We start from the raw sequence: 18,066 nt of genomic DNA, 5'->3' as shown, positions 1-18,066 counted from the left end.
GGATTTACTTGCTAATTTTCAAGGGTTATTTTATAGTAAAAATTATTTTAGTCAAGTTTTTCTTTAGGATTTTTTAAGATAGGCTTACTATTATTTAGCGAAAAAAATTTTTCGTAATAAAAACATTTAAAAAGGAGGCGAATTAATGGAAAACCAAGATTATCAAATCACGGAAGAAGAGCTTCAACGTTATCGAGAGCGTGGCTATAATGAAGATCTACTTCCCAAGTCGTTATCAAAGAGAATGATGGGGAAATTGAATTATTTTACCTTATGGATGGGATCCGTTCATAATATCCCCAACTACACAGCGGTCGGAGGATTTTTATTTTTAGGCCTTTCTCCTATCAACATTATGCTGGCTTTGATAATCAGTGCGTTAGCTGTTGCTTTATTTATGACATTTAATGGTCGAGCAGGATCAAAGTATGGCATTCCTTTTGCTATTCATTTACGGTCAACTTATGGAGATGTTGGAGCGAAGCTTCCAGGATTTCTTAGAGGTTGTGTGGCAGCAATCGCTTGGTTTGGCTTACAGAATTATACAGGTTCGTTGGCGTTGTTGATTTTGATTGGTAAAATTTGGCCGGGATTTTTGACTCTTGGAGGAGACACGGTGATCTTAGGGATTTCGGTTCCTGGATTGATTGCTTTCACGTTATTTTGGGTTGTCAATATGCTGATTGGTTTTGGCGGGGGGAAGATTCTTAATAAGTTTACAGCAATTTTAAGTCCGCTGATCTATATTGTTTTTGGTGGCATGGCTATTTGGGCGATTGGTGCGGTCGGCGGACTTGGTCCAATTTTATCTTATGATGTTGCCGGTGCAGCCCATAATATTTCGCCAGTATTTGTCTATCTGATGATCATCAATTCTGTTTTAGCTGTTTGGGCAGCACCAGGGGCTAGCGTTTCAGATTTTACTCAAAATGCAAAATCAACCAAAGATCAAACAATCGGTCAAACAGCTAGTTTTTTAGTTGGTTATGGTATCTTTGCTTTTTCAAGTGTAGTGATTTTGATCGGTGGATCAATTCGTTATGGTATTCAAGAATGGAATATTCTAAATATCGTTGACCGTTGGGATAATTCATTTGCAATTATTGTAGCAATGCTAGTATTCTTATTAACGACTGTCTCTACTAATGCTACTGGAAATATTATTCCAGCTGCCTATCAGCTGTGTGCCTTATTCCCTAAGAAAATTGATTATAAAAAAGGGGTCTTACTCGCTAGTGTGATTAGTTTTCTAATTATGCCGTGGAAATTGATGGAAAATGCAGCAAGTATCTTTATCTTCTTGAATACGATTGGTGCTGTTTTAGGACCAGTTGCAGGAGTAATGATTGCAAATTACTATTTTGTTCAAAAACAAAAGATCGACTTGAATCAGTTATATATGGATCCAAAGGCAGATAATAGTCAAAATAGTTATAAGGGTCTGAATAAACCTGCTTATGTAGCAACTATTGTGGCTTTAGTGATCTGTTTAAGTGGTAATTTTATCCCAGCATTGAAAATAATTTCTGATATTTCTTGGATCTCAGGTTTTGTATCAGCTTTTGTTTTATATTTGCTATTAAGAAAATTCTTTGATAAAAAATAATAGTTGTGCGGGTTACGCTTTTGCCAATCTGAAAAAGACAAAATATGCTCGTGACAAAAAGCGTCGCAATCGTATTTTCCTATTTTTCTACGAGCCTAATCGAGCCTATTCAGCTTTTAATAGTATCTAGCTGCACAAATCAATCCTTAGGAAAATAGATAAATTAATAGTGAAACAAAGAACGTTTCAATGTTAATTTCCTAATTTTTTAGAGGATTAACCGATTTGTTCCGCTTTTAAATTTAGGAGGAAAGTATATGAGTTATGATCTAATAATCAAAAATGGTTTAGTTATTCTGGAGTCGGGAGAAGTTAAAACAGATGTTGCCGTAAAAGATGGGTTGATTGCAGCGATTGGGAGTGATCTTGGAGAAGCGGATAAGGTCATTGATGCGGTAGGCTTAGTGGTCAGTCCTGGTATGGTGGATGCTCATGTGCATATTACCGATCCTGGTGGTGGTTATCGTGATCAATGGGAAGGGTATATTACAGGAACCGCTTCTTGTGCCAAAGGTGGGGTTACCTCATTTATGGAAATGCCTTTAAACCAAGTGCCAGCAACAGTTGATGGTGAGTCTTTGGAAATTAAATATAATACTGGTAAAGGAAAACTGAAATCGGATGTTGGCTCATTTGGCGGGGTAGTGCCCTTTAATTTAAAAGGCGGAATTCAAGAGCTAGATGCTGGTGGCGTAGCAGCTTATAAGTGTTTTATGGCTACTTGTGGTGATCGTAGCATTGATGGAGATTTTATGAATGTTGATGATTACTCTCTTTATGAAGGGATGAAACAAGTTGCTAAAACAGGTAAAGTTTTGGCGATTCATGCTGAAAATGCAGCCATTACCGATAAATTAGGTGAAATTGCGTATAAAAATGGTGAAACAACACTGAAAGCTTATGTAGCCAGTCGTCCAGTCTTTACAGAAGTAGAACCAATTCGTCGAGCCATTTTATTTGCCAAAGAAACGGGATGTCGTATTCATATTTGTCATATTGCTTGTCCAGAAGGTGTAGAGGAAGTAACCAAGGCTAGAGAAGCAGGTGTTGATGTTACGTGTGAAACTTGTACGCACTATTTATATTTTGATACAGATGAGTTGGATGCAATTGGACCAGTTGTTAAATGTTCACCACCGATCCGTGATAAAGAAAATCAAAATGGTATGTGGAAAAAAGTTTTAACTGGAGAAATCGATTTTGTAACATCTGATCATTCTCCATGTACGCCTGATTTAAAAGATAAAGCGAATGCTTTTGAAGCATGGGGCGGTATTTCTGGTGTTCAAAATAATGTCGATGTTCTTTTTGACGAAGGGGTTCAAAAAAGAGGGATGTCATTAAAACAATTTGCGGATATTATTGCGACGAACCCAGCTGATCGCTATGATCTGGATCAAAAAGGTCGGATCAGTATAGGGAAAGATGCTGATTTTGTGTTGATCAAACCAAATGCTCCTTATACACTAAAAGCTGAGGATTTGGAATATCGTAATAAAATTAGTCCTTATATTGGGCGTGAAATTGGTGCTCAAGTTGTTCAAACAGTTCTAAGAGGTCATGTTATCTATTCGCAAGAATCAGGAGTGGCTACTGATTTTGTGGGTGCCTTTATCAAGAAATAATTAAGTTAATAGCGTGGTTGGGAAGATCAGACATAAAAATAATTATTTTTATTGTCTGATTTTTCTTATTTTAGAGGGGAAATAGAAATGCAGCTTAGTTAGTGATTGAACCTTAAAAAGGAGAACAAATTATGGATGAACTTAAAGGTAGTAATAGACGAACGCCTTATTGGAAGCAAATTATCTATATATTAACGATCGGTTGGATCGTTATCTGGATCTATCGAACAATATTGACCCCTATTTATCCAATCATTAGTGAGTATTTTGGTGGTGCAACGGATGCACAGCTAGGACACATTTCAAGTTTTTATTTTTTAGGTTATGTTTGTATGCAAATACCATCAGGGTTGCTTGTAGATAGGTTAGGGAAGAAGCAGATATTGATTCCTGGTTTCTTATTGTTTGGACTTGGTGCGGTGATTGTTGGTTTGGCTCAAAATATTGGGGTCGTGTTTATTGGAAGTATTCTTGCAGGTTTAGGGTGTGGTACATACTATGGAGTAGCTTATTCATTGACCGCAGAATATGTACCGGTTTCTAAAAGAAGCTTATCGACTGCAATCGTCAATAGCGGAACTGCGATTGGTAGCGGTCTAGGGCTAATTTCTTCCAGTTATTTGGTTGGAACAGGAATATTGCCATGGCAAGCCTTGATTTTTGCTACAATCGTATTGATTTTAATGGCTGTCGTCATGTTTTTACGTTATATTCATTTAGAAAAACCGAAAAAGGGATCAAGTGTTAGTAAGTATTCCGAAAAGAAAAAGCACGTTTCAATTAAGGCGTTGTTTAAACCTCGAATGATTTCAGCCTATATTTTATATTTTTCAACGTTATACACATATTATCTGATCGATACATGGTTGCCCAATTTTTTAGAAACCGAAAAAGGATTTTCTGGAACATCAGTGGGCTTGGCTTCCTCGCTAGTATTTTTTACTGCTATACCTGGTGCATTGATTTTTAGCCGGATTGCAGATGGAATTCCCATGAAAAAGGTACAATTGATTATCGTACTTGAGATTTTAGCTGCTAGTGTGTTGTTTCTGACTGTCACGACAACGAATCAAATGATTTTAGTAATTGGCATTATGGCATACGGTTTTTTTGGAAAGTTAGCGGTCGAACCGATCATTATTTCTTGGCTAGGAGAATCAGCACCTAAAGGCAGCGTTGCAACAATGTATGGAGTGTTTAACTTTTTTGGAATGTCCGCTTCAGTAATTGTTCCGTCGTTAACAGGGAAAATTTCAGATATCACTGGCTCAAAACTCTACGCGTTTTATTTGGCAATTGCAATTATCGGTATCGGGACACTCTTGTTGTATATAATTAATCGCATTGTGGATCAAAAAAGCAAACAAATAAATTGAAATGGCTAAATAAAAAGATACCTTATCTCTTTCAAATTATTGAGATTTGTAAGAAATAAGGTGTTTTTTTAGGCTTGGCTGAAATCATTATTTTTATACTATTTTTAGTAAAATTAATTTTTTAAATGGACTTTCTTTGACAATAACTCTAAAAATCCTCTCTTTTATAATTTCATAAGTATATTAGATGAAGTCTCTTTTTTTTTTCGTTATACTTAACGCAAGGAATGAGGTGGAGCAAAATGAAAAAAACAAAGAAAATCTATATGGTTATGACTCGGGTGAATGTTTCATTAACTGAATTGAAACAAGATGTTTTTGATTGGTTGAGTTTATTACGAATAGTAACGACTCCTGAAACCTATCGTTTTGGGGATGAAGAAGTGCGGCAATTTAGCCTACAAGCTATCACATGTCAAATTCAACATCTTACCGAAGATGAAAATCTATGGATCAAAGTAGACGCTCAAAGTGGCGAATTTCAGCTCCATGTCTCAAAATTAACGCTTCGAGAACAAACAATTTTAGCTGGTAATACTTTTTCAGCTTATCAAACAATGATTGAGGATTATTATGATACTCGAATGGTTAAAAATGGCATGTATGGATATATTCGTTCGTTAGATGAATATTTATATAATAATGTTGAAAATATTGAAAAAAGAACCTTTGAAACAGGTAGTGAAATCAAACAATTGCCGAAACGATATGATCAGAAAAAAGTAGTGATCATTGATTGTAATCAGCTAGCGGGTTACGATGTTTATTTCAAAGGGTTGTGTTTGACCTCTTGTTGGAAGATGTATTATTCAAGTCTATATACTCAAATTATTCCTAAACCGATTTTTATGGAAGTACAACAAGTTCAGACAGTTGAAGAGTTGGGAAGCCAAGTCATCAAGATAACCTTATTCAATGATCCATTCAATTGGGAGTTACCAGTCAATCAAAAATACCAACGCTTATTTAGAGATCAGATGGGCTATGATCAATTGGCCTGGAATAACGGGACCGGGGTCCTAAGACCACCGTTTATCGAGTATGCTTTTGTTGAAGAGGTTATTCAAACAGTACAATATCAAAATAGTTACTATCAACCAGTTGAGAAAAAAAATGCCACATATTTTGTCACAAGAAGCTATGACAATAGGCGGCAAAAATATGTAGTGAATCGTACGAAAGGAATCTTAAATGCGCAAGCTTACTTTCCTTGGATCGATGAAAAGAGCCGTAAGATGATGAATTATCGGGTATTGGATCCTAAGATGGCCATTGACGATGGCCTTTCGGCATATGAATTTTATATTCGTCAATTTCTGGAAATTAATGTGTTGGATAAAAAATATGACGATTTTGTCTCAGTCTTACGTTTTTATTTACCAAAAGAAGCGATTCAACAGCTTCCGTTAGAGGCTTTGTGGGATAAATTGTTTGATGTGAATATCAGTAATTTAAAGCAGAAGGAATCTTCTACAAGATTTGATTTGGAAAAAGCGAAGAATCATTTGCGTGTTGTATTTCTAGATTCTAGTTATTTGGAGACGATCAATCAGACGATCGATATTAGTGAATAGGAAAAGTGGAAGTTGTAATAAAAATAAGTTAAATCCGGCGATCGATTTACAAAGAAGGGTGTGGGACAAAAGTAAAAAGCACTTTTGTTTCACACCCTAAATGCGAATAAACGGTGGGAGCAAACGGTCCTCTATGCTTCGAGGATCGGAGTGAAACGAGAACCGTAGATGCAGAAGCAACCACTACGCTACGCTTCGATCACATCAAACTCTAAGTGCTAAAGCACTAAGATTTGAAGGCTTCGGAAATAAGCTGAAATTCACAAAAATTTGAAGAGCAATTTTCGTGAATTCCCTCTTATTTCTCGGGGTTAAACACTCCTGTCCTAACCTCTTTTGAATTGCTGAAACAGCCTTTAGATAATAGTTTATAAAGCAACTCTATCTCCATTGATCACAAGTTCTGCACCTGTAACAAAACTAGCTTCATCGCAAGCTAGATAAATGATTCCGTTAGCGATATCTTCTGATTTTCCTAGATAAGGAAATTGGACACTTTTTTTGTAGTATGGACTGATAGTTGGAAAGGTTGTTTCTATCAAAGGTGTTTCGATCGTACCTGGACAAATTGAATTTATCCGAATATTATGCTTAGCATATTCAAATGTAGCATCAAGCGATAGCGAACGGATCACATCTTTGGCTGCAACATAAGGATTGCTGTCTGGAAGACCGACTAAACCTTGAAGGGATGAAACATTGATGATCGATCCGCCGTTATTTTTTATCATAAGAGGAATCACTTCTTTTAAACCATATGTAAGACTATTTAAGTCGATTTCTTGAATTTTTTTCCAGTCTTTTACGGATAGATCCAAAATTATTTTGGGTGAAGAAATACCAGCATTATTAACTAAAATATCGATTTTACCATATTTTTTTATGGTTTCAGCGATAACTTTGCGCCAACTAAGGATTGAACGAACATCGTGTTTAAAGGCTGTTGCAATACCACCTGTTTCGATGATAGTAGAAATAATAGTGGCCATTTTCTCCACATGTTTGCCTGTACAAACAACGATTGCTCCTTCTTTGGCCGCTAATTTAGCTGTTGCAGCACCGAGACTGCTTTGTCCATCTGTGATCAACATTACTTTACCTGATAGTCTATTCATAATAAAAAAACCGCTATAATGAATACTCATTATAGTTATCCTTTCTAAGTATTCTAAACAATGATCATCTTACTAGTGAAATAATCTAATGTGTAAAGAATGCGCATTTCTTAAGTATAAGTTTAATATAGATATTTTTTTTAAGCGAATGATACAAACCCAAAATAGTATTTTTTATAAAAAGAAGCCTCCAAAGTAACAGAAGGGAAGAGTCTGTTACTTTGGAGACAGTCATTTTACTTATTGTGGAACTGGTTTTTTCAAGATACCTAAAACAAGAGCAGAGACAACTGCGCCAATTGCAATAAATACTAAATATAAAAGTGGATGACTCAATAAAAGAGCTACAAAGATACCACCATGAGGAGCTAATAAGCGGATACCGAATCCACCAACTAATCCGCCAGCTAAGGCTGATCCAACAACAAAACTTGGAATCGTCCGTAAAGGATCAGCAGCTGCAAAAGGAATTGCCCCTTCAGTAACGAATGACAAGCCCATCACCAAGTTTGTTAATCCTGCATCTTTTTGATCTTTCGTAAATTTATTTTTAAAGATCAATGTTGCAATGAAAATAGCTAATGGAGGAACCATACCACCGGCCATAACAGAAGCCATAATAATACTGCCACCTTCTGTAACCGTTGCAGCGATTGAAGCAGTACCGAATACGTAAGCTGCTTTATTGATTGGACCACCTAAGTCGATTGCCATCATACCACCAAGTAAAGCCCCTAAAAGTGCTGCGTTTGTACCATCTAAACCTAATAAGAAATTATTCAATCCATCGTTGATGACTTTCATTGGAATATTGATCAAAAGCATCAGACCGCCAGTGATCAACAAACCAAAGACTGGATAAAATAAAATCGTTTTGATGCCGTCTAGTGACTTAGGTAATCCTTTGAGTACTTTCTTCAAGAAAATAATGACATAACCTGCTAGGAAACCACCAACTAAAGCACCTAAGAAACCAGCTCCACCAGTATTAGCTAAAGCACCAGCAGCAAAACCAACGACAAGTCCTGGTCGATCAGCAATACTTGAAGCGATAAATCCAGCTAAGACTGGTAACATGAAGCCAAAAGCAGCACCGCCAATTTGATTAAACCAAGAAGCCGCTTCATTATAATTACCAAGCATACTTAGTTGATCTTGAGGAACACCAATAAATTGATCGATCATAAATGAGAGTGCAATCGCGATTCCGCCACCAATTACAAAAGGTAACATATGTGATACACCGTTCATCAAGTCTTTATAAATTCTAGAACCAATCGATCCTTCTGCTGAGTCATCTGCTTCGTTGGAATCAGATTCAGAGCTATGGAAAATAGGTGCTGAACCGTTTGTTGCGATCGTGATCAGTTCTTCTGTTTTACGAATACCGTCGCTCACCGGACGATTGACAAGTTCTTTACCATCAAAGCGATTCATTTCTACTTTTTTATCGGCTGCAACGATCACACCATCAGCTCGGGCAATGTCTTCAGCTGTTAAACGGTTTTTGATTCCTTCAGAACCATTTGTTTCTACTTTGATCTCAACGCCCATTTCTTTGGCTTTTTTCTTCAACGCATCTTCGGCCATATACGTATGCGCAATTCCAGTTGGACAAGCAGTAACTGCTACAACAAATTTACGATCTGAATCGTCTGCGTTTGACTGTTCTTGCTGTTCTTGTTTTTCTTCAGCTTCTTTTGCTTCTTCGGCTGATTGAAACAAGTTTTGGACTGCGTCAGGTGTTTTCGTTTCTTTTAATTGTGCGACAAAATCTGGATCGATTAATAATCGAGACAAAGCAGCTAAGGCTTGAAGATGAGTGTCGTTAGCGCCTTCTGGAGCTGCAATCATAAAGAATAAATAAGTTGGCTGACCATCTAACGCTTCATAATCTACCCCTTTATTACTTTTGGCAAATAGGACAGTTGCTTCTTTAACCGCGCTATTTTTAGCATGTGGCATGGCGATTCCGTCACCAAGACCCGTTGAAGTCTGCGCTTCTCTAGCTAAAATGCCTTCTTTATACGTTTCAATATCTGAAATACGTCCGCCATCATACATTTTTTGAACCATTTCATCGATTGCACCTTTTTTATCGGTCGCTTGCAAATCCATGATCATTACGTCTTTGACTAATAAGTCTTTAATGTTCATTACTTTTCCTCCTAATTTTAAAAGCTCAGCGGGCTCGTCCAGCTCTGACAGAAAAATAGGAAAATATGAGGGTGGCGCTCTTTGCCACAATCAGATTTTATCTTTTTTTCCGAGGAACTAGCCCGCGTAGCTAGATAGTTTTAAAAGCTGAAAGGCTAGCTCTTGAAGCTAGATATGGTAACAACGTTTCGTTTCGCTACACCTTGTACTTTTTAACCGACAAATCTATCTGATTTTTTCGATGTTAACTTCTGAAATCAACTCATTGATCAGATCGGCAGAAGCTAAATCATCTGAAAATGCAGTCGCACTACCACAAGCAACACCCCATTTAAATGCTTCAATAGAATCATTATGTTTTGCAAAGCTTCCCACAAAACCTGCGATCATAGAATCTCCAGCACCAACTGAATTTTTCAAAGGTCGCTTCAACACATTTGAGCGATAGGTACCATCGTTAGTAAATAACAAAGCACCATCCCCAGCCATTGAGATGATCACATGTTGAGCGCCATCTTCCAATAAACGTTCACCAAATGGTAAAATATCCGCCATCGTTTGAAATTCAACATCAAACAATTCAGCTAATTCATGGTTATTTGGTTTGATTAATAAAGGCTTTTGAGGTAGTGCATTGAGTAAATCTTTACCTGTTGTGTCAATGACAAATTCAGCCTGTTTATCTTTGATGATTTGTATTAATTCTTCATAAAAACCGTCACGCAAGGTTGCAGGTGTGCTACCAGATAAAACAACAATATCACCTGCAGAAATCATGCTTAATGATTGTTTTAGTTCTTGCATTTCTTCGTTGCAGATTGCAGGACCTAAACCGTTGATTTCTGTTTCTGTTTCAGATTTCAATTTGATATTGATTCGTGTATCTTCAAGAACCGATGTAAATTTTGTTGTAATTTTTTCTTTCGCTAGCCAGTCAGAAATGAATGTCCCGGTAAAACCACCTAAAAATCCTAGCGCTGTTGATTCTGCTTGGATTCGTTTCAAAATCCTAGAAACATTGATGCCTTTTCCACCAGGTAATTTTAAGTCATTGGTCATCCGGTTTAGTTCGCCTAATTTTAGCTCTTCAACATGAACAATATAGTCTATTGAAGGATTTAAAGTGACTGTATAAATCATTGTGGTGCCTCCTTGATTGTTGTTTTTTTCTGGAATTGTTCTAGTAACTCAGGGGAGCAATGGTTAGTAAGCAAGATCACCTTATCAAGGTTCGTTACTTTTGTGAAAGTGACTTTGTTTAATTTTGTCTGATCGATTAAAATATAGGCTTCATCTGCTTGTTCAATCGCTAAGCGTTTTAAGGCAGCCTCTTCAGGATCAGGTGTTGTCAAACCAAATTCAAGATGAGCACCGTTCATTCCCATGAATGCTTTATTAAAACGAAAATGACTAAGTTGTTCCATGCCAACTGCTCCAATGATCGCTTTTGTAGAAAGTTTTAGTGAGCCGCCTAAGATAATAGTCTTGATATTCAAATCCCCCAGTTTTGCGGCGTGATGAACAGAATTTGTCACAACAGTGATATCTTTTCCAACTAAAAATGGGAGCATTTCTAAAGTGGTAGATCCTGCATCCAGATAAATAACATCGCCGTCATGTACAAATGTAGCCGCTAGTGAAGCGATTTTTTGTTTCTCTTGCGTGTTTTTGGTTGATTTTTCAATCATATCTTGTTCAAAGCCTAAATTTAAAATACGTTTAGCACCGCCATGAACTCGTTCTAATAATCCAGCATTTCCTAATTCTTGTAAATCACGTCTAATCGTTGATTCTGATGCGTTTAAAAGAGTAGACAATTCATGTGATTTCACAACGGATTGTTGATCTAATAAACGTAAAATTGCTTGATGTCTTTCTTCTGTAAGCATTTTCACACCTCTTTTCACTGATTATAATAGCATATTCAAATTGATGATGCAATTAAAAACGGTCAAAAACATTCATTTTTAGTTAAAAACGTTCAAAATTGGTGCTTATTATTTAGGATTCTATCATTTGACAAAGATGTTTGATCTTTGGCTTAATGAAGGTAGGGAAAATCGGAGGGATCAATATGAAGAATCGTACAATATTGCAAGGATTTGAATGGTATTTGCCAGCCGACGGCAAACATTGGCAACGACTGACTGAATCAGCTGAGAAATTACATAAAATTGGAATCAATTGTGTTTGGTTACCTCCAGCTTATAAAGGAGCCAATGGGATAGAAGATGTTGGCTATGCGCCTTATGATTTGTATGATTTAGGAGAATTTGATCAAAAAGGAACGATTACCACAAAATATGGTACAAAAAGTGAGTATTTAGAATGTGTACAAGCTTTAAAAAGAGCCGGAATGGAAGTCTACGGTGATATTGTCTTTGACCATTTTATGGGAGCAGATGAGGAAGAAACTGTGTCTGCAATAAAATATCGACCAGATAATCGAACTATTCCGACAAGTGATGAGGAAGAAATTTCAGCTTGGACAAAATTTACTTTTCCTGGAAGAAACCATCAATACAATGATTACATTTGGACGTGGAGAAATTTTTCTGGAGTTGATTATGATGATCGGCGGCAGGATCATGGTATTTTCAACTTTAGTGGCAAAGGTTGGGAGCCAGAAGTGGATCATGAAAATGGTAACTATGATTATCTGATGGGCTGTAATTTGGATATGGAATACCCTGAAACAGTCCAACAGTTAGACAAGTGGGGACAATGGTATCAACGTTTGACAGATATTGATGGTTATCGGTTAGATGCGGTCAAACATATTCGATTCAACTATTTTGTAGATTGGTTATTAAATAGAAAAAAAGAAAAAGGAAAAGAACTATTTGTAGTTGGTGAGTATTGGCATGGAAATTTTGAAAAATTGACGAACTATATTGATAGCTCTGGAACTTTGATTTCCTTGTTTGATGTTCCATTACATTATCGTTTGTATGAGGCAGCGAATTCAGATGGTCGCTTTGATATGCGGAATATCTTTGCAGGAACATTGGCAAAAGAACGTTCAGAATGGGCTGTGACATTTGTAGATAATCATGATACACAACAAGGACAAAGTTTAGAATCATGGATCGCGGGTTGGTTTAAAGTTCACGCTTATGCACTGATTTTGTTACGAAAAGCTGGAACTCCAGTTGTTTTTTGGGGAGATCTATTTGGAATTCCAACTCAAAACGTGAATCCAGTAGGAAAAAATTTGGAACTATTGTTAAAAATTCGGGAAAACCTAGCTTATGGTAGCGAAATGGACTACTTTGATGACCCCGATGTGGTCGGTTGGATAAGAACAGGGACGTTTGACCGAGAAAAATCTGGTTATGCTGTTGTCATGACCAACGCACTGGCTGGGGCAAAAAATATGACGATCAGTGCGGTCCATGCTAGGAAAACCTTTGTTGATATCTTGGGTAACAATTCAACAAAAGTAATGTTGGATGAAACGGGTAGCGGAATGTTTCCTGTAAATGATGGGGCAATTTCTGTCTATGTAAATGAAGAAATTGTAGAAAAATTAAATAAAGGAGTTACAGATATCTTTGCTGAAAAATGATTAGTGCGTGACTTTTATTGATAGGGTATTTATACTAAATGTAATAGATAAAAGGTTGAAGGCTGTAATTTTGGTGCGACCCTCAAGTGCACATGAAAATACTGGGGGATTCGCACTAACTTTTGAGGAAAATTAGGAGTAAAGACCTTGTTTTTCTCATTGAATTCACATTTTATTGAATGGTTAGCGTGGAGAAGTAGTAAAAGTGTAATGTTTTTATTGCTTTTTCACGGTTTCACTCTTTATTGAGTGAGTGGATTGAAATTCATGAACGAAGACAAAAATCATTTCTATGATTTTTGTCTTCGTTTTTTATATTTGACGTATGTTCAAACTTGTTATCATGAAACCAATGACTAAAATAAATTGTTGTAGAAAAATAGCAGGTTGATCAAAAGAAAAGGTTGTCCTATAAAGCAGTAACATTATTGAAGAATTTTCCTGCTATCGTCTAGCTTTACAGATTAAGCCTTTCGGTAATAACCTAAAAAAATTCATGGTGGTAAGCGCCAATAAATTTTTTTATATGTTATTACTCAAGGTTTGGTCAATCTGTTCAGCTTTTGTGTTTTTTTTGGTATAATGTATAAGATTGAAAAAAGAGAGAGGACGTTGATGATGGCACAAGAAAACGCCTTGATCCAAGGTATGAACCCGAGACAAAAAGAAGCCGTTCTACATACTGAAGGGCCTTTATTAGTGATGGCGGGAGCAGGCAGTGGGAAAACGAGAGTGTTAACACATCGTATTGCCTATTTAATTGAAGAAAAAGATGTAAATCCCTGGAATATTTTAGCCATCACTTTTACCAATAAAGCCGCAAAAGAAATGCGAGAGCGGGTTGGTAAGTTACTAGAAGTTGGCGGAAACGATGTTTGGGTTTCCACATTCCACTCAATGTGCGTGCGGATATTACGTAGAGATGTCGATCATATTGGTTATAATCGGAATTTCACGATCATTGATACTTCTGAACAGCGCACATTGATGAAACGAATTTTAAACGAACTGAATATTGATGTGAAAAAATATGATCCTCGCTCGATTTTAGGAACGATCAGCAATGCTAAAAATGAGTTGCAGACACCCTCAAAAGTAGAGGAGTTACAAGGGACACCATACGAAGAAGTAGTGGCAAAATGTTATAAAATGTATCAAAAAGAGTTAAGAAACAATCAGTGTATGGATTTTGATGATTTGATTATGAATACGATTCGGTTATTTAATGAACATCCAGATTCATTAAACTATTATCAAAATAAATTCCACTATATCCATGTTGATGAATACCAAGATACCAACCATGCGCAGTATACTTTAGTCAATATGCTGGCTGCACGCTTTAAAAATCTATGTGTTGTGGGAGATGCGGACCAAAGTATTTATGGTTGGCGTGGAGCAGACATGCAGAATATTTTGGATTTTGAAAAAGATTATCCAGATGCTTCTGTGATCACCCTGGAACAAAATTATCGTTCAACCAAAAAAATCCTTGATGCAGCCAACAATGTTATTAAAAATAACCGTAATCGTCGCGATAAACAATTATGGACGGAAAATACAGATGGTGAAAAAATTGTCTATTATCGTGGAGATAATGAGCGGGATGAAACGCAATTTATCGTAGGGCAAATTCAAAAAGAAATGCGCGAAAGAGACCGTATTTATGGTGATTTTGCTGTATTGTATCGTACCAATGCTCAATCACGAGTAATGGAAGAAATGCTGTTGAAATCAAATATCCCTTATACGATGGTGGGCGGCCATAAATTCTACGATCGGAAAGAAATCAAAGATATCTTGGGCTACTTGAATATTATTTCCAACCCGATGGATTCTCTAAGCTTTGAACGGATAGTCAACGAACCAAAACGAGGAATCGGTAAAAGTTCAGTTGAAAAATTAAGAAGTTTTGCTCAGATGCATGATTGGTCCTTACTAGAAGCTTCACAAAATGTCGATCTAGCGAATATTTCAGGAAAAGCTGGTAAAGAACTAGGTAGTTTTGGCATGATGATCCAAGACTTGACGCAAATGATTCCTTATTTAACAATTACGGAATTAGTAAAAGAAGTCTTAGAACGTAGTGGATATCGCGAAGAATTAGTCAGACAAAATAATTTGGAATCCCAAGCTCGTTTAGAAAACTTGGATGAATTTTTAACCGTTACCCAAGAATTTGATAAACGTTATGAACGTCAAGACGAAGAAGAGGCAGATGCACCAGAAGAAAAATTAGCTGTCTTCCTAAATGATTTAGCACTTGTTTCTGATTTGGATAATCTAGAAGAAAGTACCTCTCAAGTAACCTTGATGACGCTTCATGCAGCTAAAGGACTTGAGTTTCCAGTTGTCTTTTTGATTGGCCTAGAAGAAGGGGTCTTCCCGTTGTCTCGTGCGATGCTGGAAGAAAGTGAGTTAGAAGAAGAACGTCGTTTAGCCTATGTAGGAATTACTAGAGCTGAGGAAACGCTATTTATCACCAATGCATTCTCTAGAACCTTATACGGCAAAACACAATATAATCGTCCGAGTCGTTTCCTAGATGAAATTGACGAAGAATTATTAGACTTACAAGGGTCGATTGCAGCACCAAAAACACCGGCTAGAACGTTTGAACCTAAAGTGTTTAAACCAGCTTATGCTCAGCCAACTAAACAGCCGGTGACAGATAAAGTTGCAAGTGGCGGAGAATCAATGGCCTGGCAAGCAGGAGATAAAGTCAAACACAAAGCATGGGGGACGGGCACGGTAGTTCGCGTTGGCGGCACTGCTAAAGACTTGGAATTAGATGTTGCGTTCCCGGAAAAAGGTATTAAACGCTTATTAGCAGCATTTGCTCCGATTGAAAAAATATAAAATACGAGCGAGCTCTTTCAACTTTAAATTTAGGAGGGGTATCATGGCGGAATTTACATTAACATTAGCCGAAGCGACAGACAAAGCAAAAGAGTTACGGGCGCAGCTTAATCAATATTCTCATGAGTATTATGTAGCTGATAAGCCGACCGTAGAAGATTATGTGTATGATCGCTTGTATAAAGAATTAGTCGACATAGAAACTGAATATCCAGACTTGATCACTTCTGATTCACCAACGCAACGAGTTGGCGGTAAGATTTTACAAGGTTTTGAAAAAGTTACCCATGAAGTTCAGATGTATAGTTTGAATGATGGTTTTAGTAAAGAAGATATTTATGATTTTGACGAGCGTGTCCAAAAATTAGCAGGGAAACAAGTTGGTTACTGCTGTGAGCTGAAAATAGATGGTCTAGCGATTTCATTAAAATATGAAAATGGAAAGTTCGTTCAAGGGGCAACCCGTGGAGATGGCACAGTTGGTGAAAATATCACGGAAAATTTAAAAACAGTTAAGTCAATTCCTTTAGAATTGAAAAAGCCAATTTCAGTGGAAGTCCGTGGCGAATGTTACATGCCAAAACAATCATTTGTTAATTTAAATAAAGAGCGTGAAGAAGCAGGACAAGATGTTTTTGCTAATCCAAGAAATGCCGCTGCTGGTAGTTTACGTCAATTGGATACAAGTATGGTGGCTAAACGAAATCTCAGCACTTTTTTATATACAGTGGCCGATTTTGGACCAATGACGGCACAAACTCAATTTGACGCATTAAATGAATTATCAGAAATTGGATTTAGAACCAATCCTGAGAAAAAATTATGTCAAACAATTGATGAAGTTTGGGCTTATATTGAAGAATACCATGAAAAACGGATAGAATTACCTTATGAGATTGACGGAATCGTGATCAAGGCCAATGAATTTACGATTCAAGATGAATTAGGTTTCACTGTAAAAGCTCCTCGTTGGGCGATTGCATATAAGTTTCCGCCAGAAGAAGCACAAACAGTAGTGGAAGAAATCGAATGGACGATCGGTCGGACTGGTGTTGTAACGCCAACGGCTGTGATGCAACCAGTTCGAGTAGCAGGAACGACTGTGAGTCGTGCAAGCTTGCATAATGCTGATTTTATTGCGATGAAAGATATTCGTTTGAATGACACTGTGATCATTTACAAAGCAGGCGATATTATTCCAGAAGTTGCTCAAGTCTTGACCGAAAAACGGGATGATAGTAGTCAACCTTATCAAATTCCAACGCATTGTCCTGTTTGTAATAGCGAGTTAGTTCATTTAGACGAAGAAGTAGCCTTACGTTGTATCAATCCTAAGTGCCCAGCCCAGATCAAAGAAGGCTTGAATCATTTTGTTTCAAGAAATGCAATGAACATTGACGGATTAGGTCCACGTGTATTAGAACAAATGTATGATACTAACTTAGTTGCTGATGTAGCAGATCTGTACTTTTTAACGGAAGAACAATTAATGACGTTGGAAAAAATCAAAGAAAAATCAGCAAATAACATTTACAAAGCAATTGCTGCAAGTCGTGACAATTCGGTTGAGCGCTTGATTTTTGGTTTAGGCATTCGTCATGTAGGTTCGAAGGCAGCTAAGGTGTTAGCAGAACATTTTGGGGATCTTTGGGCAATTAGTAAAGCGACAAAAGAAGAAGTTGTAGCACTAGATTCGATGGGCGAAATCATAGCAGATAGTCTGGTCACATATTTTGACAATGAAGAAGTGCATGAATTGATGGATGAGTTGACTAAAGCTGGTGTGAATTTTAACTATAAAGGGATTCGTACAGCCCAACTTGAAGCTGTAGAGTCACCATTTAAAGATAAGACAGTCGTTTTAACAGGAAAATTGACGCATTACAATCGAGAAGAAGCGAAAGAAAAGATTGAAAATTTAGGCGGTAAAGTGACAGGTAGTGTCTCTAAAAAAACAGACATTGTGGTTGCTGGTGAAGATGCCGGTAGTAAATTGACGAAGGCGCAAGACCTTGGAAGCGAAGTCTGGGATGAACAACAAATGGTCACAGCAATCGATAATAGCTACACAAAAGAAGAGGATGAGTAGCTTGAAAGTGAAATAAAGTAAGTTTTCAGCTGTATTTTTACATTTACAGTGTATTTTCTTTCATCTCTTTCAAAAATTCTTAGAATTTTATGATAGA

At 37.0% G+C, this 18,066-nt stretch carries 11 protein-coding genes; 7 read left to right on the top strand and 4 right to left on the bottom strand.

The window, feature by feature from the left end:
* The first annotated feature begins 145 nt into the window (after positions 1-145).
* From allW to A5866_RS06135, 4 genes are all read left to right on the top strand, one after another.
* Positions 146-1,606, top strand: a complete 1,461-nt coding sequence (gene allW, locus A5866_RS06150; protein ID WP_086278833.1) for an allantoin permease — start codon at positions 146-148, stop codon at positions 1,604-1,606.
* A 257-nt stretch (positions 1,607-1,863) separates the two neighbouring features.
* A complete protein-coding gene (allB, locus tag A5866_RS06145; protein WP_086278834.1) occupies positions 1,864-3,231 on the top strand; it encodes an allantoinase AllB in 1,368 nt (455 codons plus the stop codon).
* A gap of 131 nt (positions 3,232-3,362) precedes the next feature.
* A complete protein-coding gene (locus tag A5866_RS06140) occupies positions 3,363-4,607 on the top strand; it encodes an MFS transporter (protein WP_086444073.1) in 1,245 nt (414 codons plus the stop codon).
* Between the two features lie 242 nt (positions 4,608-4,849).
* On the top strand, positions 4,850-6,181 hold the full coding sequence (locus tag A5866_RS06135) for a hypothetical protein (RefSeq protein ID WP_086444074.1): 1,332 nt from the start codon (positions 4,850-4,852) through the stop codon (positions 6,179-6,181).
* Between the two features lie 368 nt (positions 6,182-6,549).
* On the opposite strand, the gene A5866_RS06130 is transcribed toward A5866_RS06135, so the two are convergent.
* From A5866_RS06130 to A5866_RS06115, 4 genes are all read right to left on the bottom strand, one after another.
* Positions 6,550-7,326 carry an SDR family NAD(P)-dependent oxidoreductase gene (locus tag A5866_RS06130; protein WP_086278837.1) on the bottom strand — a complete coding sequence of 259 codons (777 nt, stop codon included), beginning with the start codon at positions 7,324-7,326 and terminating at the stop codon, positions 6,550-6,552.
* A 210-nt stretch (positions 7,327-7,536) separates the two neighbouring features.
* Positions 7,537-9,453, bottom strand: a complete 1,917-nt coding sequence (locus A5866_RS06125) for a PTS fructose transporter subunit IIABC (RefSeq protein ID WP_086278838.1) — start codon at positions 9,451-9,453, stop codon at positions 7,537-7,539.
* A gap of 225 nt (positions 9,454-9,678) precedes the next feature.
* Complete coding sequence (pfkB, locus tag A5866_RS06120) at positions 9,679-10,593, bottom strand: 1-phosphofructokinase (RefSeq protein WP_086278839.1); 915 nt, start codon at positions 10,591-10,593, stop codon at positions 9,679-9,681.
* Positions 10,590-11,342 carry a DeoR/GlpR family DNA-binding transcription regulator gene (locus tag A5866_RS06115; RefSeq protein ID WP_086278840.1) on the bottom strand — a complete coding sequence of 251 codons (753 nt, stop codon included), beginning with the start codon at positions 11,340-11,342 and terminating at the stop codon, positions 10,590-10,592. Before A5866_RS06115 ends, pfkB begins: the two co-directional genes overlap by 4 nt.
* A 185-nt stretch (positions 11,343-11,527) precedes the next feature.
* Between A5866_RS06115 and A5866_RS06110 the strand changes: the two genes are divergently transcribed.
* From A5866_RS06110 to ligA, 3 genes are all read left to right on the top strand, one after another.
* The gene (locus tag A5866_RS06110) at positions 11,528-13,021 is read left to right on the top strand and encodes an alpha-amylase (RefSeq protein ID WP_086444075.1); all 1,494 of its coding nucleotides are present in this window, start codon (positions 11,528-11,530) and stop codon (positions 13,019-13,021) included.
* Between the two features lie 618 nt (positions 13,022-13,639).
* Positions 13,640-15,880 carry a DNA helicase PcrA gene (gene pcrA, locus A5866_RS06105; protein ID WP_086444076.1) on the top strand — a complete coding sequence of 747 codons (2,241 nt, stop codon included), beginning with the start codon at positions 13,640-13,642 and terminating at the stop codon, positions 15,878-15,880.
* A 43-nt stretch (positions 15,881-15,923) separates the two neighbouring features.
* On the top strand, positions 15,924-17,969 hold the full coding sequence (ligA, locus tag A5866_RS06100; RefSeq protein WP_086444077.1) for an NAD-dependent DNA ligase LigA: 2,046 nt from the start codon (positions 15,924-15,926) through the stop codon (positions 17,967-17,969).
* The last annotated feature ends 97 nt before the right edge of the window (positions 17,970-18,066 follow it).

The sequence above is a fragment of the Enterococcus sp. 12C11_DIV0727 genome, from assembly GCF_002148425.2.
In the GTDB taxonomy this organism is placed as follows: Bacteria; Bacillota; Bacilli; order Lactobacillales; family Enterococcaceae; genus Enterococcus_L; species Enterococcus_L lemimoniae.
This window is presented reverse-complemented; position numbering and strand designations above follow the sequence as displayed.

Bases quoted from the DNA above. Each gene is read 5' to 3' on its own strand.
- allW (WP_086278833.1), top strand. From the start codon at position 146: ATGGAAAACCAAGATTATCAAATCACGGAAGAAGAGCTTCAACGTTAT.
- allB (WP_086278834.1), top strand. From the start codon at position 1,864: ATGAGTTATGATCTAATAATCAAAAATGGTTTAGTTATTCTGGAGTCG.
- A5866_RS06140 (WP_086444073.1), top strand. From the start codon at position 3,363: ATGGATGAACTTAAAGGTAGTAATAGACGAACGCCTTATTGGAAGCAA.
- A5866_RS06135 (WP_086444074.1), top strand. From the start codon at position 4,850: ATGAAAAAAACAAAGAAAATCTATATGGTTATGACTCGGGTGAATGTT.
- A5866_RS06130 (WP_086278837.1), bottom strand. From the start codon at position 7,326: ATGAGTATTCATTATAGCGGTTTTTTTATTATGAATAGACTATCAGGT.
- A5866_RS06125 (WP_086278838.1), bottom strand. From the start codon at position 9,453: ATGAACATTAAAGACTTATTAGTCAAAGACGTAATGATCATGGATTTG.
- pfkB (WP_086278839.1), bottom strand. From the start codon at position 10,593: ATGATTTATACAGTCACTTTAAATCCTTCAATAGACTATATTGTTCAT.
- A5866_RS06115 (WP_086278840.1), bottom strand. From the start codon at position 11,342: ATGCTTACAGAAGAAAGACATCAAGCAATTTTACGTTTATTAGATCAA.
- A5866_RS06110 (WP_086444075.1), top strand. From the start codon at position 11,528: ATGAAGAATCGTACAATATTGCAAGGATTTGAATGGTATTTGCCAGCC.
- pcrA (WP_086444076.1), top strand. From the start codon at position 13,640: ATGGCACAAGAAAACGCCTTGATCCAAGGTATGAACCCGAGACAAAAA.
- ligA (WP_086444077.1), top strand. From the start codon at position 15,924: ATGGCGGAATTTACATTAACATTAGCCGAAGCGACAGACAAAGCAAAA.